Origin of the sequence: Achromobacter sp. ACM04 (assembly GCF_014851465.1) — a bacterium.
In the GTDB taxonomy this organism is placed as follows: Bacteria; Pseudomonadota; Gammaproteobacteria; order Burkholderiales; family Burkholderiaceae_B; genus Achromobacter; species Achromobacter aegrifaciens.
In genome coordinates this window covers 1,253,185-1,276,116 of record NZ_JACUZS010000001.1, presented here as the reverse complement: position 1 = coordinate 1,276,116, position 22,932 = coordinate 1,253,185, and the positions used below count along the sequence as shown (strand labels likewise).

Here is a 22,932-nt window from a genome sequence, read left to right as displayed (position 1 = left end):
AATATCACTGCTTCTTGTAGGCGTCGATCATGGCCTGGCCGTCGGCGCCAGCCTTCTTCAGCCAGTCGTCCAGCATGCGCTTGCCGATCACGGACAGGCCTTCCTTCAGCTCAACCGTGGGCTGGATGGTTTCCATGCCGTTCTTGGCCAGTTCCGCCTGATACCACTTGTTCTTTTCCTGCGACAGCTTCCAGCCGCGTTCCTCGGCTTGCGCGCCAGCCTTCTTCAAGGCGGCTTGGGCCGCGGGGTCGAGCGCGTCGAACGCCTTCTTGTTGACGATGATGGCGTTCTTCGGCAGCCAGGCCTGGGTGTCGTAGAACTTCTTGATGTACTCGTAGGTCTTGGTGTCGTAGCCGGTCGACGCCGAGGACATGTAAGAATCGATCACGCCGGTGGCCATGGCCTGGGCCAATTCAGCCTGCTGCACCGTGACGGGCTGCGCGCCGACCAGTTCGGCGATCTTGGCCGTCACCGGGCTGTAGGCGCGCCACTTCAGGCCCTTCATGTCGCTGATCTGCTTGATGTCCTTGTTGGCGAAGATGCCCTGGGGCGGCCAGGCCACCGCGTACAGCAGCGTCATGCCGTGCGCGTTCAGCTTCTTTTCGAGGAAGGGCTTCTGCGCCTGGTAGAGCTTGAACGACGCGTCATAGCCGGTGGCCAGGAAGGGCAGGCCGTCCAGTTCGTAGATCGGGTCTTCGTTCGCAAAGTTGGTCAGCAGGATCTCGCCGATCTGCGCCTGGTTGCCTTGCACGGCGCGCTTGATCTCGGGCGCCTTGTACAGCGAGGCGTTGTTGTGCAGCGTGATCTTCAGCTTGCCCTCGGACAGCGTGTCCACGTCCTTGACGAAGGTGGTCAGGTTCTCGACGTGGAAGTTGCTGGCCGGGTAGGCCGTGGGCAGATCCCATTTGGTTTGGGCCTGTGCGCCTGCGCTGAACGCCAGGACGATGCTGCCGGCGAGCAGGGAGATTTTCTTGTGCATGGGTGGGTCCTTCTTTGCGAATGGTGAAGCCGGGTTGTGCCCGATAGGCATTGCGAAAAAGAGAGCGCCGCGGCGATGACGCGCAGCTGAAAAGCCGTGCCATTCTATGTTGCTATGCGGCGGCGGGGCGCGCGAAATCGCGTCTTTACGGGTTATTCCTAACAGGCGTGCGCACTGCCGATCATTGAGGGTTCAATCTTTGCGCAAACGCATTGCGGCAGCCGTTTTTCTTCTAACATTGCGCTATCGAAAGCGTGATGCCGAGGCATGTGTGAACTTCGTTTTTCGTCGTGATGAGTTGTTGGTGGAAGAGACTTCGGCCGTCCTGCCGGACACTGCATTGTGTGTACGGATAGGCGTGGCGGCCACGGCCCTGCAGCCGATCTGGACGCTGCCCGGTTCGCCGTACCGCACCGTGCACGTGGATCCGGGCGTGGAGCCGCCGCAAGGCTATGCGTTCAGGAAGCTGCGTTCGCTCTTTGGCGTACTGGATGACGAGCGCATGGCGCTGGCCGGACGCGCCTACCAGATCGCCGAATGGGCGCGCACGCACCGGTTCTGCGGCGTCTGCGGTACGCCGGCGGAGCGGGTGCCCACCGAATTCTGTCTGCGTTGCCCGTCCTGCGGTTTTTCGGCCTATCCGCGCATTTCGCCCGCCATGATGGTGCTGATCCGCAAGGGCGACAGCATCCTGCTGGCACGCCATACCACCACCGCGACCTCGCGCTATACCGCGCTGGCCGGCTTCGTCGAACCCGGCGAAAGCATCGAGCAGACCATCCACCGCGAGGTCCACGAGGAAGTCGGCCTGAAGGTCGGCAACCTGCAGTATTTCGGCAGCCAGTCCTGGCCGTTCCCGCATTCGCTCATGGTCGCGTTCACAGCGGACTACGTGTCCGGCGACATACGCGTGCAGGAAGACGAGATCGCCGATGCGCGCTGGTTCGGTCCCGGCGACCCCATGCCCGATATCGCGCCGCGGATTTCCATCGCGGGGTGGTTGATCCGGGCGAACCTGCCCATGGGCTGGTCGGCGCCTTAAGACGGCCTGTTTCGGCTGTAGTCCTGTAGGGGTATTCCCTTGAAAGAGGGGATTTCCGGCGTCTTGTTCGTATTTTTTATTGATGAAATATAGATAAATTATTAGTATTTCATTCAGATAAACTCGGCTTGCGTCTTCCATGACCCCCACTTTGATTGCATCGTCGGCCCATTTGGCCGGCGGCAGCGCGCCCGACCTTTCCGAAGTGGAATTCGGTCTGATGATCGCCAGCCACGCCTTCGACCGCTGGACCGTGCGCTGCATGGCGGCGGCAGGGCTGCCCGACCTGACGCCCACCGACGTGATGGTTTTTCATCATGTCTATCACCGCGAGCGCCCCAAGAAGCTGGCCGACATCTGCTTCACGCTGAATGTCGAGGACACGCACATCGTCAGCTACGCGCTGAAGAAACTCGACCGCCTGGGCGTGGTCAAGGGCGAGCGCAGCAGCAAGGAAGTGTTCTACAGCGTGACCCCGGAAGGCGCGGCCATACTCAAGCGCTATGCCGAGGTCCGCGAGCAATGCCTGACCGCCGGTCTGGACGCGCCGGGCGGGGGCGGGCTGGACTTCAGCCGCCAGCTGGCGCATACGCTGCGCGCGTTGTCCGGCCTGTACGACCAGGCGGCCCGCGCGGCGACCTCTCTCTGATTCCGTTTACCCGTGCGCGGCCGCAGGCGCCGCGGCGACCCTTTGTTTGCAAGGACAGCTATGAAGTGGCAATTCTGGATTGACCGTGGGGGTACCTTTACCGACATCGTGGCGCGTCGCCCCGACGGCACGACCACCACGGCCAAGATGCTCTCGGAAAACCCCGAGCAGTACCGCGACGCAGCCGTGGCCGGCATCCGCAAGTTGCTGGGTATCGCGCCCGGCCAGCCCGTGCCCGCCGACCAGGTCGAGTGCGTGAAGATGGGCACCACGGTGGCCACCAACGCCTTGCTGGAACGCAAGGGCGAGCGCACCTTGCTGGTCACGACGAAGGGGTTCCGCGACGGTCTGCGCATTGCCTACCAGAACCGTCCGCGCCTGTTCGACCGAAATGTCGTCCTGCCCGAGATGCTCTACGAGTCCGTGGTGGAAGCGGATGAGCGCGTGGCCGCCGACGGCGAGGTGATCCGCGAACTGGATCAGGAAGCGCTGCGCATAGCCATGCAGGCCGCCTACGACAGCGGCATCCGCGCCGTGGCCATCGTCTTCATGCACGCCTGGCATGCGCCCGAGCACGAACGCATCGCGGCCCGCATCGCGCGTGAAGTGGGCTTCCCGCAGGTGTCGGCCTCGCACGAGGTCAGCCCGCTGATCAAGTTCGTGTCGCGCGGCGACACCACGGTGGTGGACGCGTATCTGTCGCCCATCCTGAAGCGCTATGTGGACCAGGTGGCCGGCGAACTGCCGGGCATCCGCCTCATGTTCATGCAATCGAGCGGCGGCCTGACGGACGCGCATCGCTTCCGCGGCAAGGACGCCATTCTGTCGGGTCCCGCCGGCGGCATCGTCGGCATGGTGCGCACCAGCGAGATCGCGGGCTTTCCCAAGGTCATCGGCTTCGACATGGGCGGCACTTCCACCGACGTGTCGCATTACGCCGGCGAATTCGAACGCGAATTCGAGACCCAGGTGGCCGGCGTGCGCATGCGCGCACCCATGATGAGCATCCACACCGTGGCGGCGGGCGGCGGCTCGATCCTGCATTTCGACGGCGCGCGTCTGCGCGTGGGTCCGGATTCAGCCGGCGCCAACCCGGGGCCCGCCTGCTACCGCCGCGGCGGCCCGCTGGCGGTGACGGACTGCAACGTCCTCCTGGGCAAGATCCAGCCCGACTTTTTCCCCAAGGTCTTCGGCCCCGAGGCCAATGAACCTCTGGACCGCGATGCGGTCGTGGCGCGCTTTACGGCCATGTCCGACGAAGTGCGCGCCGCCACTGGCCGCGAAATGAGTCCCGAACAGCTGGCCGAAGGCTTCCTGGAAATCGCCGTGGGCAACATGGCCGAGGCCATCAAGCGCATCTCGGTCCAGCGCGGCCACGACGTGACCGAGTACGCGCTGACGGTGTTCGGCGGCGCGGGCGGCCAGCATGCCTGCCTGGTCGCCGACGCGCTGGGCATGACCACGGTGTTCGCGCACCCGCTGGGCGGCGTGCTGTCGGCCTACGGCATGGGCCTGGCCGACCAGACCGACATGCGCCAGAAGACGGTCGAGAAGGTTCTCGATGCCGAACTGATGCTGGCATTGAAGGGCGAATTCGACGAGCTGGCCGGCCAGGCGGTCGGCGAACTGCGCCGCCAGCACGTGGCGGAAAGCGACATCAGCGTGCAGCGCCGCCTGCATCTGAAGTACCGCGGCACGGACACCTCGCTGGAAGTGGCGTACACGGACCTGGAACAGGCGCGCAAGGAATTCGAAGCGGCCTACCGCCTGCGCTATTCCTTCCTGATGCCCAACCGCGAACTGGTGGTGGAAACCATCTCGGTCGAAGCCACGGGCGGCGGCGAGCGCGTCGGCGACGCGTCCGCGGCGCGCGTGCGCGACGGCGCGCTGGCTCCCAGCCGCGTCGTCAGCATGTACAGCGGCGGCGCCTGGCGCGACACGCCCTTGTACGTGCGCGAGGACATGGCGGGCGGCGACGTGGTGGCGGGACCCGCCATCATTTCCGAACCCAACCAGACCACGGTGGTCGAGGCCGGCTGGCAGGCGGAACTCACGGCGCAGGACCACTTCGTGATCCGCCGCGTGGAAGCGCGTCCGGAGCGCCGCGCCATCGGCACGCAGGCCGATCCGGTCATGCTGGAGGTCTTCAACAACCTCTTCATGTCGATAGCAGAGCAGATGGGTTACCGCCTGCAGAACACGGCGTACTCGGTCAACATCAAGGAACGCCTGGACTTCTCTTGCGCGATCTTCGATGCGCAGGCCCGCCTGATCGCCAATGCCCCGCACATGCCGGTGCACCTTGGGTCCATGGGCGAGTCCGTGCGCACGGTCATGAACGCCAACGCCGGCAACATGCAGCCTGGCGACGCCTACGTGGTGAACGATCCGTACCACGGCGGCACGCACTTGCCCGATGTCACGGTCATCACCCCGGTGTTCGACCGCGATGGGCGGGAGATCCTGTTCTACGTCGGTTCGCGCGGCCACCATGCCGACATTGGCGGCACCACGCCGGGTTCCATGCCGCCGGATTCCAAGACGGTGGAAGACGAGGGCGTGCTCTTCACCAACTTCCAGCTGGTGAAGAACGGCGAGTTCCGCGAAGCCGCGGCGCGCGGCATCCTGGGCTCGGGCCGCTGGCCGGCCCGCAATCCGGACCAGAACATCGCCGACATGCACGCGCAGATCGCCGCCAATGAAAAGGGCGTGCAGGAGCTGCTGCGCATGTGCGACCACTTCGGCCTGGACGTGGTCCGGGCCTACATGGGGCACGTGCAGGACAACGCCGAGGAAGCGGTGCGCCGCGTGATCTCGGTGCTGAAGGACGGCAGCTACGAGTACCCGCTGGACAACGGCGCGGTGATCCGCGTGGCCGTTAAGGTGGACACCGAGGCGCGCAGCGCCGTGGTGGACTTCACCGGCACGTCCAACCAGCTGGACAACAACTTCAACGCTCCGGGCGCCATCGCCGTTGCGGCGGTGCTGTACGTGTTCCGCACCTTGGTCAATGACGATATTCCGCTGAACGATGGCTGCCTCGTGCCGCTGTCCATCATCCTGCCGGAAGGCTCGATGCTGCGCCCGAATCCGCCGGCCTCGGTGGTGGCGGGCAACGTGGAAACGTCCATGTGCATCGTCAACGCGTTGTATGGCGCGCTGGGCGTGCTGGCCGCAAGCCAGGGCACGATGAACAACTTCACGTTCGGCAACGCGCGTCATCAGTACTACGAGACCATCTCGGGCGGCACGGGCGCGGGTCCTGTGCGCATCGACGCGGCGGGTCCTCGCGATGAAGGTTTCGCCGGGACCTCGCTGGTGCAGGCGCACATGACCAACTCGCGGCTGACGGACCCCGAAGTGCTGGAGTTCCGTTTCCCGGTGCGTCTGGAATCCTACGAAATCCGCAAGGGCTCGGGCGGCGCCGGCCGCTACCCGGGCGGTGACGGCGGTGTGCGCCGCATCCGTTTCCTGGAGGACATGACGGCCGCCATCCTGTCGAACAACCGTCTGTATGCGCCGTTCGGCCTGGCGGGCGGGCAACCCGGCGCCATGGGACGCAACTCGGTCGAACGCGCCGACGGTTCGGTCCAGGAACTGGGTCCGCAAGACAGCGCACAGCTGCGTCCGGGCGATATCTTCGTCGTCGAAACCCCGGGAGGCGGCGGGTACGGGGCGGTGTAATCCGTCTGCACCGAAAGACAGCGGCCGCGTCAGTGATGACGCGGCCGTTGTGTCGATGGGTCAGGCGGCAATCTCACTCCGTATCTGACATCACATCCAGCACGATCTCCGCTTTCGCCTTCCGGTCATACACCCGCAAGGTCACTTCGCCTTCCCCAATTTCAAAGACCGCCGTCGCCAGCGTGTTCTCGTCATCGGGATCATCCGGCGAGGTCCGCAGGATAGGCAGTTCGCCTTCGGTGTCGTGCAGCGCGGCGAGCAGATCCGCGCTGGCGGTCGCGCTGGACCAGCCGTCCACGATGCCCTCGATGCGGTTCTGCCGCGCCCGCGACGAGTCGGTGACGATCTGCGCAATGCCGCCCATGTCGGCATGCACCATGTGATTGGCATGGCCGTAGCGCGTGCCGATCTCCAGGATGGAAACCTCGCCCGGCGCCACTTCCGCGCTGAGCAGGCGGGCGTCGCCGGCCGCGCCGAGGGTGTGGTGAAAGCCGCCGGAGTGCGGTAGGTCCCGCAACAGGCCGAGCGCCTCGTCCAGCGTCGTGCAATCCAGCACCGCGCGCGCCATCAGCATGCGCGGCACGCCGGGATGCCGCTGCCGGATGCGCAAGTTGTTGATGGTCTGCACCAGTCCGGCGCGGTTGGCGCCGAAGGTATGGCCGGGCAGCGAGCCCGGATAGTAGAAGCTGAGGTAGCCGGGCGCGTCTTCCAGCGCCACGTCGACCAGATGGCAGCGCCCGCGCAGATAGGGATCGCCGTCCTCGTTATGTGCGATCCAGCGCGTGCCGTCGGCCGCTTTCAGCGCGACGGACGTGCAGCCGTCGGTGGTGCTGTGCAGCAGGTCGCCGCGGCAGTTCCACAGCAGCACGTCCTCGATCGGCATGTGCAGGCCCTCGGCCATGCCTTCCAGTTCTTCCCAGATTGCCGGCAGCGCAGCTTGCGCCTGTTGCGCCAGCTCGTCGAGGAAGGCGTGGCCGCGCCATGGCCGCAGCGCGTCCCAGGTGCGGCTTTGGTCCAGGTAGGTCGCCATCAGGGGCCGCGCCAGCTTGCCCAGCGCGAGGCCCGTCTGACGCCGGTTTCCGGCAATGCGTACATGTTTGTAGGCCATGGGAATCCTCCGGGTGTCATGCGGATTGTAAATTTTCCGGCCGCTGCCGGGTGGGGACGTATGCGTTAAGATCGGCGGTAAGCCGTGCCGGAGACCCCGGCGCAGCCCAGGAATCATGCCCCTACAACAACCCCGGGGTGCCGACTGGTCCCCAAGAGGAGAGTTTCATGATCAAACGCAAAGTCGCCGCCGCACTGGTCGGCCTGTCCGTGGCCATGTTCGGTGCCGTCTCAGGCGCGCATGCCCAAGGCAAGGAATTGGTGGTGGCCACCGATACCGCTTTCGTGCCGTTCGAGTTCAAGCAGGGTAATACCTACGTGGGCTTCGACGTGGATCTGTGGGCGGCCATCGCCAAGGAACTCAACCTCAAGTACAAGCTGCAGCCCATGGACTTCGCGGGCATCATCCCGGGCCTGCAAACCAAGAACATCGACGCGGCGCTGGCCGGCATCACGATCCGCGACGACCGCAAGAAGGTCATCGACTTCTCCGATCCCTACTACGAAAGCGGCCTGGCCATCCTGGTCGGCGAAAAGAACACGGACATCAAGGACGCCAAGTCCCTGGCCGGCAAGACCGTCGCGGTCAAGACCGGAACCGCCACCGTGGACTTCCTGAAGGCGCAGGTGCCGGATGCGAAGCTCAAGCTGTTCCCGAACATCGACAACGCCTATCTGGAACTGGCCACCGGCCGCGTCGACGCCGCGGTGCACGACACGCCCAATGTCCAGTACTACGCCAACACCGCCGGCAAGGGCCGCGTGAAGGTGGTCGGCTCGGTCAAGAGCGGCGACTTCTACGGCATCGCCTTCCCCAAGGGCAGCGATCTGGTGCCGCAGGTGAACAAGGCGCTGGCCACGCTGAAGGCCAACGGCCAGTACGACGCCATCTATACCAAGTGGTTCGGCAAGAAGCCCTGAGCATCCGGGTCCGCATTGCATTCCGGGACCGCCCGGCATCGGCCTGCGCCGGCTGATGCCGGCAGCTACGCCGCAGTCGGGCGTATGGTCCCGCGCCGCTCCCGCCGCGCTACGGCGCGGCGCCGCGCCATAGGGGGAATATCGTGGAGTTTGACTGGACTGTAATCAGGGACGCGCTACCCAATCTGCTCGAGGGTACGCTGATGACCATCAAGATCACGTTCTGGGGCTTGTTCGGCGGTTTTTTGCTGGGCGCGCTGTCCGGCGTGACAAGGGCTTACGGGCATCCCATCCTGTCGGCCATCGCACAGGTCTACGTCGCGGTCATCCGCGGCACGCCGATCGTGGTGCAGGTGATGTTCATCTATTTCGCCTTGCCCCTGCTGGCGAACATCCGGGTGGACGCGGAGTGGGCGGCCATCGTCACGCTCATCATCAATTCCGGGGCCTACATTTCCGAGATCGTGCGCGGCGCGCTGCTATCGGTGCACAAGGGCCTGAAGGAAGCCGGACAGGCCATGGGGCTGCCGTTCCACAAGATCCTCTTCCACATCATCGGGCCGGTGGCGTTCCGCCGCATGATTCCGCCGCTGGGCAACCAGTGCATCATCAGCCTGAAGGATTCTTCGCTCTTCATCGTGATCGGCGTGGCCGAACTGACCCGGCAGGGCCAGGAAATCATGGCCAGCAACTTTCGCGCCGTCGAGATCTGGTCGGCGGTGGCGATCGTCTACCTGATCCTGACCGGCCTGATGGCGTTGGGCCTGCATCTGATTGAAAGAAGGATGCGCATACTATGAGCATGGTTGAATTCCACAACGTCACCAAGACTTTCGGCGAGTCCGTGGTGCTCAACGGGATCTCGCTGAACATCGACGCGGGCGAGGTCGTGGTGGTGGTTGGGCCCTCGGGTTCGGGCAAGTCCACCTTCCTGCGTTGCATCAACGTGCTTGAAACCATCAACGATGGCGATCTGCTGGTCGATGGCCTGAGCGTGAACGGCGGGGCCGCGCAAGTGCGCGAAATCCGGCGCGAGGCGGGCATGGTGTTTCAGCAGTTCAATCTGTTCCCGCAGATGACGGCGCTGGAAAACGTCATGTTCGGCCCGATCCATACCCGTGGGCAAAGCCGCGCCGAGGCGCGTGAGCTGGCCGAAAGCCTGCTGGCCAAGGTCGGCCTGGCCGAGCGCATGGACCACTATCCGTCCGAGCTTTCAGGCGGCCAGCAGCAGCGCGTGGCGATTGCGCGGGCGCTGGCCATCAAGCCCAAGCTGATGCTGTTCGACGAGCCCACGTCGGCGCTGGATCCGGAGCTGCGCCACGAGGTGCTCAAAGTCATGCGCGACCTGGCCGAGGAGGGCATGACCATGGTCGTGGTCACGCATGAGATGGAGTTCGCGCGCAAGGTGGGCAGCCGCCTGATCTTCATCGACGCGGGCAAGATCGCGCATGACGGGCCGCCTGGCGAATTGCTGAGCAATCCGCCCAGTCAGCGGCTCAAGGATTTTCTGCAGCACGTGACCTGAGCAGAGCAGTGCAGGGCTGGCGATTCAGCCCTGCACTGAAGAACTGCTCAACCCTTCACGCGCACGATCTTCTGCACTTGCGGCACGTGCCGGATGGCGCGGATCACCTGCGCCAGGTGCTTGCGGCTGTCGACCTGGATCGTCAGATGCAGCGACACCGTGGCGACCGCGTCGTCGTGCATGGTGACGTGCACGATGTTGGCGTCGGCCGCCGTGACTTCCGCCGCCAGCCGGCCCAGCACGCCGCGTTCGTTGCGCGTGACGATGTCCAGGCGCGTGGCCAGGTGCTTGGCGGTGTTGTTGGGGTCCCAGGCGACGTTGATCCAGCGTTCTGGTTCGCGCAGGCGCTGGCGCATGGCCACCGGGCAATCGGCGGTGTGCACCACCAGTCCGTGTCCCATGCGCATGCCGGCGATGATGGGGTCGCCCGGCAGCGGGCCGCAGCAAGGCGCTAATTGCACCGCCTGGCCCTCATTGCCCTGGATCAGGATGGGGGCGCTGCGCGCCGAGGTCAGTTCGTCCACGGCAGCGGCCGTGGTTGCGACCAACTGGTGTTCGGGCGCGAAGCGGCGCGCCACCACGGCGGCCAGGCGCTTGCCCAGGCCGATGTCGGCCAGGATTTCCTCGCGCGAGCTGGCGCCGGTGCTGCGCGCCAGCTTCTGCCACGCCGGGTCGTCGGTGGCGGGCAGGGGCATGTGCAGCTCTTGCAGCGCCTGGCCCAGCAGGCGTTCGCCAAAGGCCACCGATTCTTCGTACTTGACGGTGCGCAGGTAGTGGCGGATTTCAGAGCGCGCGCGGCCGGTGCGCACGTAGTTCAGCCATTGCGCGTTCGGACGGGAGGCGGGGGAGGTGACGATTTCCACCGTGTCGCCGCTGTTGAGTTCGGTGCGCAACGGCACGAACTCGCCGTTGACCTTGGCGGCCACCGCCTGGTTGCCGATGTCGGTGTGGATCGCGTAGGCGAAGTCCACCGGCGTCGCGCCGCGGGGCAGCGAAATGATCTTGCCGCGCGGCGTGAACACGTAGACCGCGTCGGGGAACAGGTCGACCTTGACGTGCTCCAGGAATTCGCCGGAATCGCCGGTCTGGCTCTGGATGTCCAGCAGCGATTGCAGCCACTGGTGGGTGCGCTTCTGCAGGTCGTTGAGGGTCAGGTCCGCGCCCTTGTAGAGCCAGTGCGAGGCCACGCCTTCTTCCGCAACGTGATGCATGTCGCGGGTGCGGAACTGGAACTCTACCGGTGTGCCGTAGGGGCCGACGAGGGTCGTGTGCAGGGACTGGTAGCCGTTCACCTTGGGGATGGCGATGTAGTCCTTGAACTTGCCGGGCACGGGCCGGTAGAGCTGATGCAGCGTGCCCAGCGCCAGGTAGCACTCGGGCAGGGTGTGCACGATGACGCGGAAACCGTAGATGTCCAGGACGTCGGAGAACGACTTCTTCTGGTCGACCATCTTGCGGTAGATGCCGTAGAGCGTCTTCTCGCGGCCGGTGACCTCGGCTTCGATGCCGGCGGCGGGCAGCGAAGCCCGCACCGAATCGGCGATCTTGGTGATGACCTCGCGGCGGTTGCCGCGCGCGGCCAGCACGGCCTTGTACAGCACCTGATAGCGGTTCGGGTACATGGCCGCAAAGCACAGGTCCTGCAGTTCGCGGAACAGCAGGTTCAGGCCCAGGCGATGCGCGATAGGCGCGTAGATGTCCAGTGTTTCGCGCGCGATGCGGCGGCGCTTTTCCGGATTGACCGCGTCCAGCGTGCGCATATTGTGCAGGCGGTCGGCCAGCTTGATGAGGATGACGCGCACGTCGCGCGCCATCGCCAGCAGCATCTTGCGGAAGCTCTCGGCCTGTTGTTCGGCCTTGGTGGCGAAGTCCAGGCGATCCAGCTTGGACAGGCCGTCGACCAGTTCTGCGACTTCAGGGCCGAATTTCTCGGCCAGCTCATGCTTGGCGATGCCCTGGTCTTCCATCACGTCGTGCAGCAGGGCGGCGGACAACGCGTTGACGTCGAGCTTCCAGCCTGCGCAGATTTCGGTGACGGCGATGGGGTGAGAGATGTAGGGCGAACCGCTGGCGCGGAACTGGCCCAGATGCGCCTGGTCCGCGAAGCGATAGGCTTCGCGCACGCGCTCTACGTCTTTCTTGTCGAGATAGCTGCCGATGATTTCGGTCAGCGGCGCCAGCGAAGCGACCGGCGAGGCGGTCGCGTCCGCCGCTTCTTGCGCGGCGACGGACGGTGGCGTGGGGGGAGTCTTGTCTTTCTTGCCGGTGCGGCGCCCGAGACGGGAGCCGGCACGCAGTGCGGCAAGCAGACCTGATGAAGCGTACTTCAGCCCGGGAAAAGCCATGCTTGCCGCCCCCGGAGATTATCAGGTGGGTACTTTACGCAGCATTTCCACGCCGGTGAGGCCGCCCGCGATTTCGCGCAGGGCAGTGACCGTGGGCTTGTCTTTGCTGTCCAGGCGCGGGGCATGGCCTTGCGCCAACTCGCGGGCGCGGTAGGTCGCGGCCAGCGTGAGCTTGAAACGATTGGGGATTTGATTCAGACAGTCTTCGACGGTAATGCGAGCCATTAGGACACCTGGTGCTGATGGAGGATAGGGAGAATGCGTTCGGCTCAGTGCTCGGCCGGGATGCCCAGCTGCGAGAACAACTGGCTGTGGCGGGCGGCCTGAGACGAAAAGCGCAGCCGTGCGGCGCTGACTATTTGAGTCAATTCCGACAAGGCCACGCTAAATTCTTGATTAATAATAACATATTCGCATTCAGGCGCGTGGGCGATTTCGCCGCCCGCGGCCATCAGGCGGCGCGCGATCACCTGGGGCGCGTCCTGGCCGCGCGCCTTGAGCCGGCTTTCGAGTTCATCGATGGACGGCGGCAGCACGAACACGCCGATCGCGCCGGGGAAGCGCTGCTTCACCTGGCGCGCGCCTTGCCAGTCGATCTCCAGCAGCACGTCGCGGCCGGCGCGCGTGGCTTCGTCGATGCGGTCTCGCGGCGTGCCGTAAAAGTTGCCATGCACTTCCGCCCATTCCAGCAGGTTGTTGCCCTCGCGCAGAAGCTTGAATTCGTCCGTGGACACGAAGCGGTATTCGCGGCCGTCTTCCTCGCCGGGGCGGGGCGCGCGGGTGGTGCAGGAAATGGAGAGCAGGATGGAGGGGTCTTGCTGGAGCAAGGCCTTGACCAGGCTGGACTTGCCGGCGCCGCTGGGCGCGACGACCATGAAGACGTTTCCGGGATTGGCGGACATGAATGTGGCAGGCGTGTGATGCTAAGACACGAAGAATAACAAATCACGCGGCCGGGCAGGGGGGAACCCGCAAGCCGGCCGCGTGATCTGCGCCTGCCGGACTCAGCCGCCAGCCTTGGCGGCGGCCTGGGTCAGCTTGCCGCCGGCTGGCGGCGAGTCGCTGCCCAGCAAATGGCCGTTGACCTCGATACCGTAAAGCGAGTCGTCGGAGTCGTGGTACTTGGCCCGGGTCGCGGCGACAGACTCTGTATAGCGCGGATCCTGCGGACGCTCGTGCGCATTCATGAAGTAGGCGACGTCCCAGGCTTCCTGGTCGCTCAGCATGCCGGCCTGTCCGAGCGGCATGTTGGCCTTGATGAAGCCGGCGGCATTGCCGATCTGGTGCATGCCCGCGCCCCAGTTGAAGGAGTCCGCGCCCCACAGGGCGGGGAACACCCAGTGCTTGCCGTTCTTCTGGCCTTGGCCCTCGGCCCCGTGGCAGACCGCGCAGTATTGCGCATAGACCTCGCTGCCGCGCACGTAGTCGGCCTTCTTGGCGGGCGCGGGCAGCTTGCGGTAGCCCTGGCCCTCCAGCACCACGCCGGTGGGCGCCTTGCTGGCCAGCCAGAACATATAGGTCTGCAGCGCGGTCAGGGTGGGATCGTCCGCGGCGGGCGCCTTGCCATTCATGCTGAAGCGGAAACACCCTTGCAGGCGTTCGGCCAGGGTGTTGACGTGGCCGTTCTTGGCGCGATAGGCGGGGTAGAGCACGTAGGCAGCCCACATCGGCGCGGAGTCCGGCCGGCGGCCGGCGTCCAGGTGGCAGCTGACGCAGTTCAGGTTGTTGCCGACAAACTTGGCGGCGTTCTGCGGGGTGTGCAGGAAGATCTGTTCGCCTTCGCGCACGGCTTTGCCGAAATCGTTGTCGGGGATGGACGCGGCCGACGGTGGTGTGAAGGACGGGCGGGGTTCGGCCGCAAACGTGGCGGCGGACGCGAACAGACAGGCGGCGAACAGCAGGCGCAGGCTGGTGGCGGTCATTGCTGGGCTCCCGCGGCGGTGTTGGCTTGCGCGGCAAGCTGGTCGGCGGCCTTGGGCAGGCCTGCATAGTAGGCGGAGACGGCGTCGATCTCGGCGCTGGACAGGCGCGTGGCCACGGCCGGCATCAGGCCCAGCGGACCCGGAGGGCGCTGGCCTTGCTGCCAGGCGCGCAGTTGGCCCGCGATGTAGGCAGCGGGCTGGCCCGCCAAGGCGGGGAAATTCGCGCCGACGCCGATGCCGCCCGGCCCGTGGCACTGGTTGCAGGCGGGCACGTTCTTGTCCCAGGCGCCGCGGGTGGCCAGCCAGGCGCCGGTGTCGGCCGGCTTGGCCGGATGCATGGCGGTGGCGGCCAGTTTGTCGATGTCCAGCGCGGAAGGCAGCGAGGCGTAGTACTGCGCCACAGCCTTGCGCTGCGCCGGGTCCAGCGCCTTGGCGGTGGCGGCCATGACCGGGCTGACGCGCGAGCCATTGGCCATGGCTTCGAGCTGTTCGTCCAGGTACGCACTGCCCATGCCGGCCAGTTGCGGAAAGCCCGCGGCGGGATTGCCCTCGCCACGGGCGCCGTGGCAGGTGATACAGGCGGGCGCGCCGTTGGCGCCCTGGGTGCTGATCTGCTTGCCGTCGGGCGCGCTTTGCGCACCGGCCGAGGCGGCGTACAACGCGCTCAGGACCAGTGCGGCGGGTAGGGACCGTGGGGTCATAGAACCTGCTCCGTGGGTGTTATTGGATTTTTGGTAATAAGCTAATTTCCAGGAATTATATAAAGACTTGTGACGGATCAACACGGGATTGTCGGCCCTGTGGCATGCGTTGCGCGGATTTTTTCTGCCCGGAATAGCTGAGCGGGCGCGGATCCGCCGGTCGCGATCGCTGCAGGAAAAACGGGTCTTCCGGCGCATTTGGCAGCTTGTCCATGCCGGGTAATTTTTGCTTGCGTGTGACGCGTTCGAATGTGTCACGGCTGGAACCTTCGCTTGCAGCATGGCCAGAATGATTGGGGTAGCATTCCGCCGATCGATAACAAGGAGAATCCGATGCAAGCGAACGAGATCGAACACCCGCGCGTGGCGCTGGTCACCGGCGCCGGTACCGGCATAGGCCGCGCGGTGGCGCTGGAATTCCTGGCGCAAGGCTATCGGGTCGTGTTGGCCGGCCGTCGCCGCGAACCGCTGGAAGCCACCCGCACCGCGGCGGGCGAGGACGGCGTGAGGGCGCTGGTGGTGCCCACGGATGTATCCGACGAGCAGGCCGTGCGCGAACTATTCGATGCGGCGCAGCGCGAATATGGCCGGCTGGACGTGCTGTTCAACAATGCCGGCCGCGGCGCGCCCGCGATGCCGATCGAGGAGTTGCCCGTATCGCTGTGGCGCGAGGTGGTGGACACCAACCTGACCGGCATGTTCCTGTGCGCGCAAGCCGCCATTCGCGTGATGAAGGCGCAGAATCCGCGTGGCGGGCGCATCATCAACAACGGTTCGATCTCGGCGCATGCGCCGCGTCCGTTCTCCATCGCCTACACCGCCACCAAGCACGCGGTGACCGGGCTGACCAAGTCCATTTCGCTGGATTGCCGGCCCTACAACATCGCTTGCGGCCAGATCGACATCGGCAATGCCGCCACCGACATGACCGAACGCATGGCCGCAGGCATCCTGCAGGCGGACGGCAGCACCAAGGTGGAGCCGCGCATGGACGTGGCGCACGTGGCGCAGGCGGTGGCCGCCATGGCGCGCCTGCCGCTGGAGGCCAACGTGCAGTTCATGACCATCATGGCGACCAACATGCCCTTCGTGGGCCGGGGCTGAAACGCGGCAAGCCTGCGGCGGCGCGTCCTTGCTGGACTGGCCGCGGCAGGCTGTGGTGCCTCCCCCAAGGGGCGTCGGCAGCGACGCCCCGATTTTTTCCGTCAGCGGGCGGAAGCCTGGGCCAGCATCTGGCCCGGTTGCATATCCAGATAGCGCCGGGCGCCGACGTAGCGCTTGGTCCAGTACGAATTCTTCATTTCGTCCACACGCACCTTGGTGCCGCGGCGCGGAGCGTGGACAAACTTGTTCTGGCCGATGTAGATGCCGACGTGCGAGGTCACGCCGCGGCCGCGCGTGGCGAAGAACACCAGGTCGCCGGGGCGCAGATCCTGCTTGTTGGCGACGGATTCGCCAGCGGTGCGTTGAGCGCGCGCCGTGCGAGGCAGCTCCAGGCCGGCTATTTCACGGAAGACGTGCAGGACCAGTCCGCTGCAATCGAAACCGTCGGCATCGTCGCCGCCCCAGCTATAGGGGGTGCCGATGGCATCCAGGCCGGCTTGCACGACACGGTCGCGCAGGGTGGGGACGGTGGGTTCCTGGGCCAGGCGCAGGCCGGTAAGCGAGGGGCGGGCCTGCTCGGAGCGGACGGACGCCTGAGCGGCGTCGGGAATCCAGGAAAGGGTCAGGGCGATGATGGGCGCTGACAGGAATACGGGAATGCGTAGTTGGGCAATTCGGGCTTTTCGCGTGGGCGGCGTCATTACGTCACTTCAAGAATCGGAGTGGGCGGCATGGCTTTGCCTGGACAGGCAAGCCGGCGGAAAGGGGGGCAACACCGGGACGTAAAACCCCGGACTGCCATGTGATTGTAATGGAATAATGTTTCATTACATTTGTAGTGCAATGCAGCATTCTTGTCGATGGAAGTTACGGCGCGCGCAGCTTCCCGGGCCGTCGAATATGACACTTCATCTTGCGCGGGCTCGGGCATAATCGTCGCAATCGGCCCTGCGGCCCGGCAAGCCGGCAGCGGCCGCGGTTACAGATAAGATGAGAAGCGGAGTAAAGCTCGATGATGAACGCAGTGCACCCTTTGTCTTCCATGAGCCGGCCAGAAGCCTTGCCCTTCGAGCCGTTCCAGGATGCGGTGGCGGCAGTGGAGCGCCTGATCGAAATCTATGCGCGCAATACCGCATTCCTGCGCGCCGCCTTCCGTGAAGTGCTGAAAGGCTCGACCAACGGCCGCGAGCGCGCCCGAGCCTACTACCCGGCCATCCGCATCGTGGTGGAAACCTACGATCCGATCGATACCCGGCTGTCCTACGGCCACGTCGCCGAACCGGGCATTTACCAGACCACCATCACCCAGCCCGCGCTGTTTCGCGACTACCTGATAGAGCAGGTCAGCCAACTGCTGCAGAACCACCGCGTGGCGGTCGAAGTCGGCGAGTCCGATTCGCCCATTCCGCTGCATTTCGCCTTCCCCGAGGGCGCCTACGTCGAGGGCGAGCACCTGGAGGCACTCAAGCGGCCCCTGCGCGACCTGTTCGACGTGCCCGACCTGGCGGTGACGGACGATGCCATCGTCAACGGTTCCTGGCGCGGCAAGGAGGGCGAGCCCAAGCCGCTGGCGCCTTTTACGGCCCAGCGCGTGGACTATTCGCTGCACCGCTTGCAGCACTACACCTCGACCGCGCCGGCGCATTTCCAGAATTTCGTGCTGTTCACCAACTACCAGTTCTACGTGGACGAGTTCTGCGCCCGCGCCCGCGCGCTCATGGCCAGCGGCAACGAAGACTACGAAATGCTGGTGGAGCCGGGCAACCGCATCACGCGCCGGGGCGAAAGCGGCCCGGGCGACGAGGACCAGGCGGTCCGCCTGCCGCAGATGCCGGCCTACCACCTGGTGCGCGGCGACCATTCGGGCATCACGCTGGTGAACATCGGCGTGGGACCGTCCAACGCCAAGACCATTACCGACCACATCGCCGTACTGCGCCCGCACGCCTGGCTGATGCTGGGCCACTGTGCCGGCCTGCGCGATTCGCAGCGCCTGGGCGACTACGTCTTGGCTCATGGCTATGTGCGCGAGGACCACGTGCTGGACGCCGACCTGCCAACCTGGGTGCCGGTGCCGGCGCTGGCCGAGGTGCAAGTGGCGCTGGAGCAGGCGGTCGAAGAAGTGGCCGGGCTGTCGGGCTGGGATCTGAAGCGCATCATGCGCACGGGCACGGTCGCCACCATCGACAATCGCAATTGGGAACTGCGCGATCATCTGGAACTGGTGGAGCGTTTTGCGCAGTCCCGCGCGATTGCGCTGGACATGGAATCCGCCACCATCGCGGCCAACGGCTTCCGCTTCCGTGTGCCGTACGGCACCTTGCTGTGCGTGTCGGACAAGCCTTTGCATGGCGAACTGAAGCTGCCCGGCATGGCCAGCGCCTTCTACCGCCGCCAGGTGAATCAACATCTGGAAATCGGCATCCGCGCCCTGGAGCGGCTGCGCGACATGCCGCCGGAACGCCTGCATTCGCGCAAGCTGCGCACCTTCATGGAAACGGCGTTCCAGTAGGTTCATCGATCCGTCCCCGAGGCCGTCCGATTTCACCGGATGGGGCCTCTTGCGCTATTCTCGCCGGTTGCTTGGAAATTCCCAGGCACCTGGCGTTGCGCACAGGTGCCTTCATGACCTGAAGGAAATGCATTTTGGCACCATCGGAACACGATGAACGTCGCTCAGGCGGCACGCGCGAGGCGAAGGCGAACCCGCCTTCCGAACTGCGCCGCACGCTGTCCGCACGCCACCTGACCATGATTGCGGTGGGCGGGTCCATCGGCACCGGCCTGTTCGTGGCCTCCGGCGCGACCATCGCCAAGGCCGGCCCCGGCGGGGCGCTGCTGGGCTACGTGCTGATCGGCATCATGGTCTATTTCCTGATGACCAGCCTGGGCGAACTGGCCGCCGCGATGCCGGTTTCCGGTTCCTTTTCCACTTACGGCGCGCGCTATGTCGAGGACGGCTTCGGCTTCGCCCTGGGCTGGAACTATTGGTACAACTGGGCGGTGACCGTGGCGGTGGACCTGGTGGCGGCGCAACTGGTCATGGCCTACTGGTTTCCCGACGTGCCGGGTTTCTATTGGAGCGCCTTGTTCCTGGCGATCACCTTCGGCCTGAACGCCATGTCGGCGCGCGGCTTCGGCGAGGCAGAGTTCTGGTTCGCGCTGATCAAGGTGATCGCGGTGCTGGCGTTCGTGGCCATGGGCGTGATGATGCTGCTGGGCATCATCCGGGGCGGAGAAACGGGCGGCCTGGCCAACTGGACCGTGGGCGATGCGCCGTTCTCAGGCGGCTTCGCGGCGCTGATCGGCGTGGCCATGGTGGTGGGCTTTTCGTTCCAGGGTACCGAGCTCATCGGCATCGCCGCCGGCGAATCCAAGGACCCGGCGCGAAACCTGCCGCGCGCGGTGCGCCAGGTCTTCTGGCGCATCCTGCTGTTCTACGTGGCGGCCATCCTGGTCATCGGCCTCTTGATTCCCTATACCGACCCGCACCTGTTGCGCAACGAGGTCGAGGACATCAGCGTCAGTCCCTTCGCGCTGATCTTCGAGCGCGCCGGCCTCCTGGGGGCGGCTTCGGTCATGAACGCGGTGGTGCTGACGTCGGTATTGTCGGCGGGCAATTCCGGCATGTACGCGGCTACACGCATGCTTTACAGCCTGGCCCGCGAAGGCAAGGCGCCGCGCATCTTCGGCCGCATCTCGCGCAGCGGCGTGCCGCTGTGGGCGCTGCTGGCGACGACGGTCGTGGCGGCGCTGTGTTTTTTCACCTTCATTTTCAGCCCCAACGCCGTCTACATCTGGCTGCTGAACACCTCCGGGATGACGGGCTTCATCGCCTGGCTGGGCATCGCCATCAGCCACTACCGGTTCCGCCGCGGCTACGTGAAGCAGGGCCATAACCTGGCCGATCTGCCGTATGTGTCGCCGTTCTTCCCGTTCGGGCCGATCTTCGCTTTCGTGCTCTGCCTGATCATCACCCTGGGGCAGAACTACCAGGCGTTCCTGCAGGACAAGATCGATTGGGGCGGCGTGGTCGCGACCTACATCGGGATTCCGCTGTTCCTGCTGATCTGGGCCGGCTACCGGCTGGCGCGCGGCTCGCGCTTCGTGAACTACCGGGACATGCATTTCCCGGATGCGCGGGCGCGTAGTGCTTATCTGGATTCAGCGCTGCGGGGCGAGCCTGCGGCGGGCGAGGCGAGGTGAGGGCTGGTCAAGCCAACGCTTCGATGACGGCCTCAGGGTTCCGTTCGATGACGTTAAGTAGTACCAGGGCAGGGCCGCGCGGTGAGCGATCACCGCGTTCCCAATGTCGCAGCGTGGCAGTCGAAAAGCCGAATCGGGCTGCGAATTGTTCCTGGGTCATTCCGACTTTGGCGCGTACGGCTTTGACGTCAACCTCGCGGGGGCGATGCAGGCGAACGCCGCGTGTATCTCCCTGCGCGTGGGCAATCGCTTCTTGCAAGCCTTGCTTGATGCCGTCGAATGCAGTGCTCATGATCTTGTTTGTCCTTTCCAGATATTCACCAGCAAAGTCACCATGCCGGCTAGCTCGTTGCGTTGGGCCTTAGTCAGATTGGCTTTATCGTTTTTCGCAAAAAGCGTCAGCAAATATAGCGGCATAAGATCATCGTGGTAGTAATAGATGATGCGCGCGCCGCCGCTCTTGCCTTGCCCGCTACGACGCCAGCGCAATTTGCGGACTCCACCGGTGCCCTCCATGATGTCTCCCGCCTTCGGATGCCCGGCCAGGTAGTCAATCAGGTCTTGACGCTCGTTTGGCAGCAATAGTCTGTCGGCAAGACGAATGTAAGAGGGCAGTTCCGCAATGCCATGCATGGTTTGTCGCAAAGTTAATTCTAATCCATTGGATTAGTTCGGCAAGGTCAGACTTCCGGCATCGAGGCCAGGACGCAAGCACGTATATCAACAGCTACAGGCCAATGCGGGGCGGGCGAGCCCTTAAAACCAGACGAAAAGCAGCCCTTACGTACTGGATCATCCATCCAGCAGGTAAGGGCTGCTTTTTTTACGCCAGGATCCGGCGCCCATTCAGAGGCGCCATCGCGTATCCCGCTATTCGATGTTCTGCGCCTGTTCCCGCATCTGCTCGATCAGCAGCTTCAGGTCCATGGCGGCGCGGGTGACTTCCATGCTGCCGGCCTTGGAGCCCAGGGTGTTGGCTTCGCGGTTCATTTCCTGGAACAGGAAGTCCAGGCGCTTGCCCGCGCTGCCGGCGTTCTTTTTGCCGGAGGCGGGTTTGTCGCCGCCGTCGCCCAGCAGGTGGCGCAGTTCTTCCAGGTGCGAGCGCAGGCGGGAGAGTTCTTCGGCCACGTCGATGCGCAGGGCGAACAGGTTGGCTTCCTGGGACAGGCGTTCGGACAGTTCCGCGCCGGAAATGTGGGTGAAGCCGCCGGGGAAGGCGGATTCCACGCTTTCGCGCAGCTTGGAAGCCAGCTTGTCGCGGTGGTCCGCCAGCAGTTGGGGCAGGTGCGCCTGCACCAGCTCGACGATGCGCGCGACGCCGTCGGCGCATTCGCGCATCATGCCGGCCAGGCGTTCGCCTTCGCGCGCGCGGCCTTCCTGCAGCTGGGTCAGAGCCTGCTGGGCGGCCTGCATGCAGGCGGCGCCCCAGACTTGCGGGTCGAGCGCGTCGTTGGCGCGCTGGCCGGGCCAATTGAACAGTTCCACCAGGCGCGGGGCGGCGATGTCGGGGAGGATGCGGCGCGCGGCCTGCAACTGTTCGGCCAGGCTTTCGAGCCAGGCCGGTTCCAGCTTGGACAGGTCGGTGCTGGCGTTGCGCGTGTAGGAAACGCGGATTTCGACCTTGCCGCGCGCCAGATTGGCGGTCAGCAATTCGCGCAGCGGCGTTTCCACGTGGCGCAATTCGTCGGGCAGGCGGAAGTAGAGGTCAAGGAAGCGGCTGTTGACGCTGCGGAATTCGAGCGCAAGCGTGCCTTGCTCGAGATCTGCGCGGGCGTTGCCGAAGGCGGTCATGCTGCGAATCATGATGTGCGTGTCCTGGTAATGCTTTTTATTGGGAACCGGCGGGTGTGCGCGCCAGCCGGTTTTTCGGCGCGGACCCTTTCATTTGTACCGGTTATATCGCGGCAGGATACTCCAAGCGGCGTTTTCCTGCGGCGCCACCCCGTACAATGCGGCGGATCTAAGCCACGTCTGGAGTTTGCCTGTGACCACTACCCCCGCCATCGCCCGTCCTTCGGGCCGCGCCGTCGACGAACTGCGGCCGTTCAGCCTGGAGCGCGGGTTCACGCGCTACGCCGAAGGTTCGGTGCTGGTGAAGGCCGGCAACACCCATGTGCTGTGCACGGCCAGCGTACTTGAGAAGGTACCGCCTTTTCTGAAGGGCAAGGGGGAAGGCTGGGTAACGGCTGAATACGGCATGTTGCCGCGCGCCACCCATACGCGCGGCGACCGCGAGGCCGCGCGCGGCAAGCAGAGCGGCCGCACCCAGGAAATCCAGCGCCTGATCGGCCGCAGCCTGCGGGCCGTGTTCGACATGAAGGCGCTGGGCGAACGCACGCTGCACCTGGACTGCGACGTGCTGCAGGCCGACGGTGGCACGCGCTGCGCCAGCATTACCGGCGCCTGGGTGGCCGCGGCCGACGCCGTCGCGTTGCTGATGCAGCGCGGCGACCTCGCCGCGAACCCGATCCGCGATGCGGTGGCAGCGGTGTCGGTCGGCTTGGTACAAGGTCGCGCGGTGCTGGACCTGGATTACGAGGAAGACTCGGCCTGCGACGCCGACGTAAACGTGATCATGACCGGCAGCGGCGCATTCGTGGAAGTGCAGGGCACGGGCGAGGGCGCCACCTTCACCCGCGCGGAACTGGACACGATGCTGGTGTTGGCCGAAAGCGGCATCGCCGGCCTGGTGCGGGCGCAGCGCGCGGCGCTGGCCTGATCGGCGCCAAAAGAAACGGGTTGGACGC

21 protein-coding genes are annotated in these 22,932 nt (G+C 65.2%); 10 read left to right on the top strand and 11 right to left on the bottom strand.

Going from position 1 to position 22,932, the window contains the following annotated elements; genetic code table 11:
• Window positions 1–4: 4 nt before the first annotated feature.
• Window positions 5–979, bottom strand: coding sequence for a TRAP transporter substrate-binding protein (locus tag IB259_RS05920; protein WP_054454053.1), 975 nt, complete (start codon window positions 977–979; stop codon window positions 5–7).
• Window positions 980–1,250: 271 nt separating this feature from the next.
• Between IB259_RS05920 and nudC the strand changes: the two genes are divergently transcribed.
• The 3 genes from nudC to IB259_RS05905 all read left to right on the top strand — a co-directional run bounded on the left by nudC (window position 1,251) and on the right by IB259_RS05905 (window position 6,354).
• Window positions 1,251–2,021, top strand: a complete 771-nt coding sequence (gene nudC / locus IB259_RS05915) for an NAD(+) diphosphatase (protein ID WP_119451595.1) — start codon at window positions 1,251–1,253, stop codon at window positions 2,019–2,021.
• 139 nt (window positions 2,022–2,160) lie between these two features.
• Window positions 2,161–2,670 carry a winged helix DNA-binding protein gene (locus IB259_RS05910; RefSeq protein ID WP_119451594.1) on the top strand — a complete coding sequence of 170 codons (510 nt, stop codon included), beginning with the start codon at window positions 2,161–2,163 and terminating at the stop codon, window positions 2,668–2,670.
• A 60-nt stretch (window positions 2,671–2,730) separates the two neighbouring features.
• On the top strand, window positions 2,731–6,354 hold the full coding sequence (locus tag IB259_RS05905; RefSeq protein WP_192327995.1) for a hydantoinase B/oxoprolinase family protein: 3,624 nt from the start codon (window positions 2,731–2,733) through the stop codon (window positions 6,352–6,354).
• A 73-nt stretch (window positions 6,355–6,427) separates the two neighbouring features.
• On the opposite strand, the gene IB259_RS05900 is transcribed toward IB259_RS05905, so the two are convergent.
• Window positions 6,428–7,462, bottom strand: a complete 1,035-nt coding sequence (locus IB259_RS05900) for a C45 family peptidase (RefSeq protein ID WP_192327993.1) — start codon at window positions 7,460–7,462, stop codon at window positions 6,428–6,430.
• 167 nt (window positions 7,463–7,629) lie between these two features.
• Here IB259_RS05900 and glnH point away from each other — a divergent pair, with 167 nt between their 5' ends.
• The 3 genes from glnH to glnQ all read left to right on the top strand — a co-directional run bounded on the left by glnH (window position 7,630) and on the right by glnQ (window position 9,907).
• Window positions 7,630–8,382 (top strand): glutamine ABC transporter substrate-binding protein GlnH, encoded by a 753-nt coding sequence (gene glnH, locus IB259_RS05895; RefSeq protein WP_054454063.1) that lies wholly within the window; start codon window positions 7,630–7,632, stop codon window positions 8,380–8,382.
• A gap of 143 nt (window positions 8,383–8,525) precedes the next feature.
• The gene (gene glnP, locus IB259_RS05890) at window positions 8,526–9,182 is read left to right on the top strand and encodes a glutamine ABC transporter permease GlnP (protein WP_054454065.1); all 657 of its coding nucleotides are present in this window, start codon (window positions 8,526–8,528) and stop codon (window positions 9,180–9,182) included.
• A complete protein-coding gene (gene glnQ, locus IB259_RS05885; RefSeq protein WP_054454067.1) occupies window positions 9,179–9,907 on the top strand; it encodes a glutamine ABC transporter ATP-binding protein GlnQ in 729 nt (242 codons plus the stop codon). Before glnP ends, glnQ begins: the two co-directional genes overlap by 4 nt.
• 47 nt (window positions 9,908–9,954) lie before the next feature.
• On the opposite strand, the gene IB259_RS05880 is transcribed toward glnQ, so the two are convergent.
• The 5 genes from IB259_RS05880 to IB259_RS05860 form a co-directional block, all read right to left on the bottom strand.
• Entirely contained in the window at window positions 9,955–12,252 is a 2,298-nt protein-coding gene (locus IB259_RS05880; RefSeq protein WP_054454071.1) for a bifunctional (p)ppGpp synthetase/guanosine-3',5'-bis(diphosphate) 3'-pyrophosphohydrolase, read from the bottom strand.
• Between the two features lie 21 nt (window positions 12,253–12,273).
• Entirely contained in the window at window positions 12,274–12,477 is a 204-nt protein-coding gene (rpoZ, locus tag IB259_RS05875) for a DNA-directed RNA polymerase subunit omega (protein ID WP_006219679.1), read from the bottom strand.
• 44 nt (window positions 12,478–12,521) lie between these two features.
• Window positions 12,522–13,154 carry a guanylate kinase gene (gmk, locus tag IB259_RS05870; RefSeq protein ID WP_082400970.1) on the bottom strand — a complete coding sequence of 211 codons (633 nt, stop codon included), beginning with the start codon at window positions 13,152–13,154 and terminating at the stop codon, window positions 12,522–12,524.
• A gap of 102 nt (window positions 13,155–13,256) precedes the next feature.
• Complete coding sequence (locus tag IB259_RS05865; protein WP_192327990.1) at window positions 13,257–14,174, bottom strand: c-type cytochrome; 918 nt, start codon at window positions 14,172–14,174, stop codon at window positions 13,257–13,259.
• Complete coding sequence (locus IB259_RS05860) at window positions 14,171–14,875, bottom strand: c-type cytochrome (protein ID WP_054454075.1); 705 nt, start codon at window positions 14,873–14,875, stop codon at window positions 14,171–14,173. The genes IB259_RS05865 and IB259_RS05860 overlap by 4 nt, the downstream gene beginning before the upstream one ends.
• Before the next feature lie 333 nt (window positions 14,876–15,208).
• Between IB259_RS05860 and IB259_RS05855 the strand changes: the two genes are divergently transcribed.
• Window positions 15,209–15,979: an SDR family oxidoreductase gene (locus IB259_RS05855; protein WP_054454077.1), complete on the top strand. Its 771-nt coding sequence runs from the start codon at window positions 15,209–15,211 to the stop codon at window positions 15,977–15,979.
• A gap of 101 nt (window positions 15,980–16,080) precedes the next feature.
• Here IB259_RS05855 and IB259_RS05850 read toward each other — a convergent pair whose 3' ends face one another.
• On the bottom strand, window positions 16,081–16,680 hold the full coding sequence (locus IB259_RS05850; protein WP_054454079.1) for a C40 family peptidase: 600 nt from the start codon (window positions 16,678–16,680) through the stop codon (window positions 16,081–16,083).
• A 311-nt stretch (window positions 16,681–16,991) separates the two neighbouring features.
• Here IB259_RS05850 and IB259_RS05845 point away from each other — a divergent pair, with 311 nt between their 5' ends.
• A complete protein-coding gene (locus IB259_RS05845; RefSeq protein WP_370127645.1) occupies window positions 16,992–18,491 on the top strand; it encodes an AMP nucleosidase in 1,500 nt (499 codons plus the stop codon).
• Between the two features lie 134 nt (window positions 18,492–18,625).
• The gene (locus tag IB259_RS05840; protein WP_054454080.1) at window positions 18,626–20,185 is read left to right on the top strand and encodes an amino acid permease; all 1,560 of its coding nucleotides are present in this window, start codon (window positions 18,626–18,628) and stop codon (window positions 20,183–20,185) included.
• Between the two features lie 7 nt (window positions 20,186–20,192).
• On the opposite strand, the gene IB259_RS05835 is transcribed toward IB259_RS05840, so the two are convergent.
• The 3 genes from IB259_RS05835 to IB259_RS05825 form a co-directional block, all read right to left on the bottom strand.
• Entirely contained in the window at window positions 20,193–20,477 is a 285-nt protein-coding gene (locus IB259_RS05835) for a DNA-binding transcriptional regulator (protein WP_082400972.1), read from the bottom strand.
• Window positions 20,474–20,818: a type II toxin-antitoxin system RelE/ParE family toxin gene (locus IB259_RS05830; protein WP_175160446.1), complete on the bottom strand. Its 345-nt coding sequence runs from the start codon at window positions 20,816–20,818 to the stop codon at window positions 20,474–20,476. Before IB259_RS05830 ends, IB259_RS05835 begins: the two co-directional genes overlap by 4 nt.
• A gap of 237 nt (window positions 20,819–21,055) precedes the next feature.
• A complete protein-coding gene (locus IB259_RS05825; RefSeq protein ID WP_192327987.1) occupies window positions 21,056–21,988 on the bottom strand; it encodes a YicC/YloC family endoribonuclease in 933 nt (310 codons plus the stop codon).
• A 181-nt stretch (window positions 21,989–22,169) separates the two neighbouring features.
• Here IB259_RS05825 and rph point away from each other — a divergent pair, with 181 nt between their 5' ends.
• Window positions 22,170–22,904 carry a ribonuclease PH gene (gene rph / locus IB259_RS05820; protein ID WP_054454085.1) on the top strand — a complete coding sequence of 245 codons (735 nt, stop codon included), beginning with the start codon at window positions 22,170–22,172 and terminating at the stop codon, window positions 22,902–22,904.
• Window positions 22,905–22,932: the final 28 nt, after the last annotated feature.

Excerpts from the sequence above, each read along its gene's own strand:
- IB259_RS05920 (WP_054454053.1), bottom strand. The coding sequence starts at position 979 with ATGCACAAGAAAATCTCCCTGCTCGCCGGCAGCATCGTCCTGGCGTTC.
- IB259_RS05845 (WP_370127645.1), top strand. The coding sequence starts at position 16,992 with ATGATGAACGCAGTGCACCCTTTGTCTTCCATGAGCCGGCCAGAAGCC.
- glnQ (WP_054454067.1), top strand. The coding sequence starts at position 9,179 with ATGAGCATGGTTGAATTCCACAACGTCACCAAGACTTTCGGCGAGTCC.
- IB259_RS05860 (WP_054454075.1), bottom strand. The coding sequence starts at position 14,875 with ATGACCCCACGGTCCCTACCCGCCGCACTGGTCCTGAGCGCGTTGTAC.
- IB259_RS05910 (WP_119451594.1), top strand. The coding sequence starts at position 2,161 with ATGACCCCCACTTTGATTGCATCGTCGGCCCATTTGGCCGGCGGCAGC.
- IB259_RS05825 (WP_192327987.1), bottom strand. The coding sequence starts at position 21,988 with ATGATTCGCAGCATGACCGCCTTCGGCAACGCCCGCGCAGATCTCGAG.
- IB259_RS05830 (WP_175160446.1), bottom strand. The coding sequence starts at position 20,818 with ATGCATGGCATTGCGGAACTGCCCTCTTACATTCGTCTTGCCGACAGA.
- IB259_RS05835 (WP_082400972.1), bottom strand. The coding sequence starts at position 20,477 with ATGAGCACTGCATTCGACGGCATCAAGCAAGGCTTGCAAGAAGCGATT.
- IB259_RS05905 (WP_192327995.1), top strand. The coding sequence starts at position 2,731 with ATGAAGTGGCAATTCTGGATTGACCGTGGGGGTACCTTTACCGACATC.
- IB259_RS05880 (WP_054454071.1), bottom strand. The coding sequence starts at position 12,252 with ATGGCTTTTCCCGGGCTGAAGTACGCTTCATCAGGTCTGCTTGCCGCA.
- rpoZ (WP_006219679.1), bottom strand. The coding sequence starts at position 12,477 with ATGGCTCGCATTACCGTCGAAGACTGTCTGAATCAAATCCCCAATCGT.
- IB259_RS05855 (WP_054454077.1), top strand. The coding sequence starts at position 15,209 with ATGCAAGCGAACGAGATCGAACACCCGCGCGTGGCGCTGGTCACCGGC.
- gmk (WP_082400970.1), bottom strand. The coding sequence starts at position 13,154 with ATGTCCGCCAATCCCGGAAACGTCTTCATGGTCGTCGCGCCCAGCGGC.
- IB259_RS05900 (WP_192327993.1), bottom strand. The coding sequence starts at position 7,462 with ATGGCCTACAAACATGTACGCATTGCCGGAAACCGGCGTCAGACGGGC.
- IB259_RS05865 (WP_192327990.1), bottom strand. The coding sequence starts at position 14,174 with ATGACCGCCACCAGCCTGCGCCTGCTGTTCGCCGCCTGTCTGTTCGCG.
- glnH (WP_054454063.1), top strand. The coding sequence starts at position 7,630 with ATGATCAAACGCAAAGTCGCCGCCGCACTGGTCGGCCTGTCCGTGGCC.
- IB259_RS05850 (WP_054454079.1), bottom strand. The coding sequence starts at position 16,680 with ATGACGCCGCCCACGCGAAAAGCCCGAATTGCCCAACTACGCATTCCC.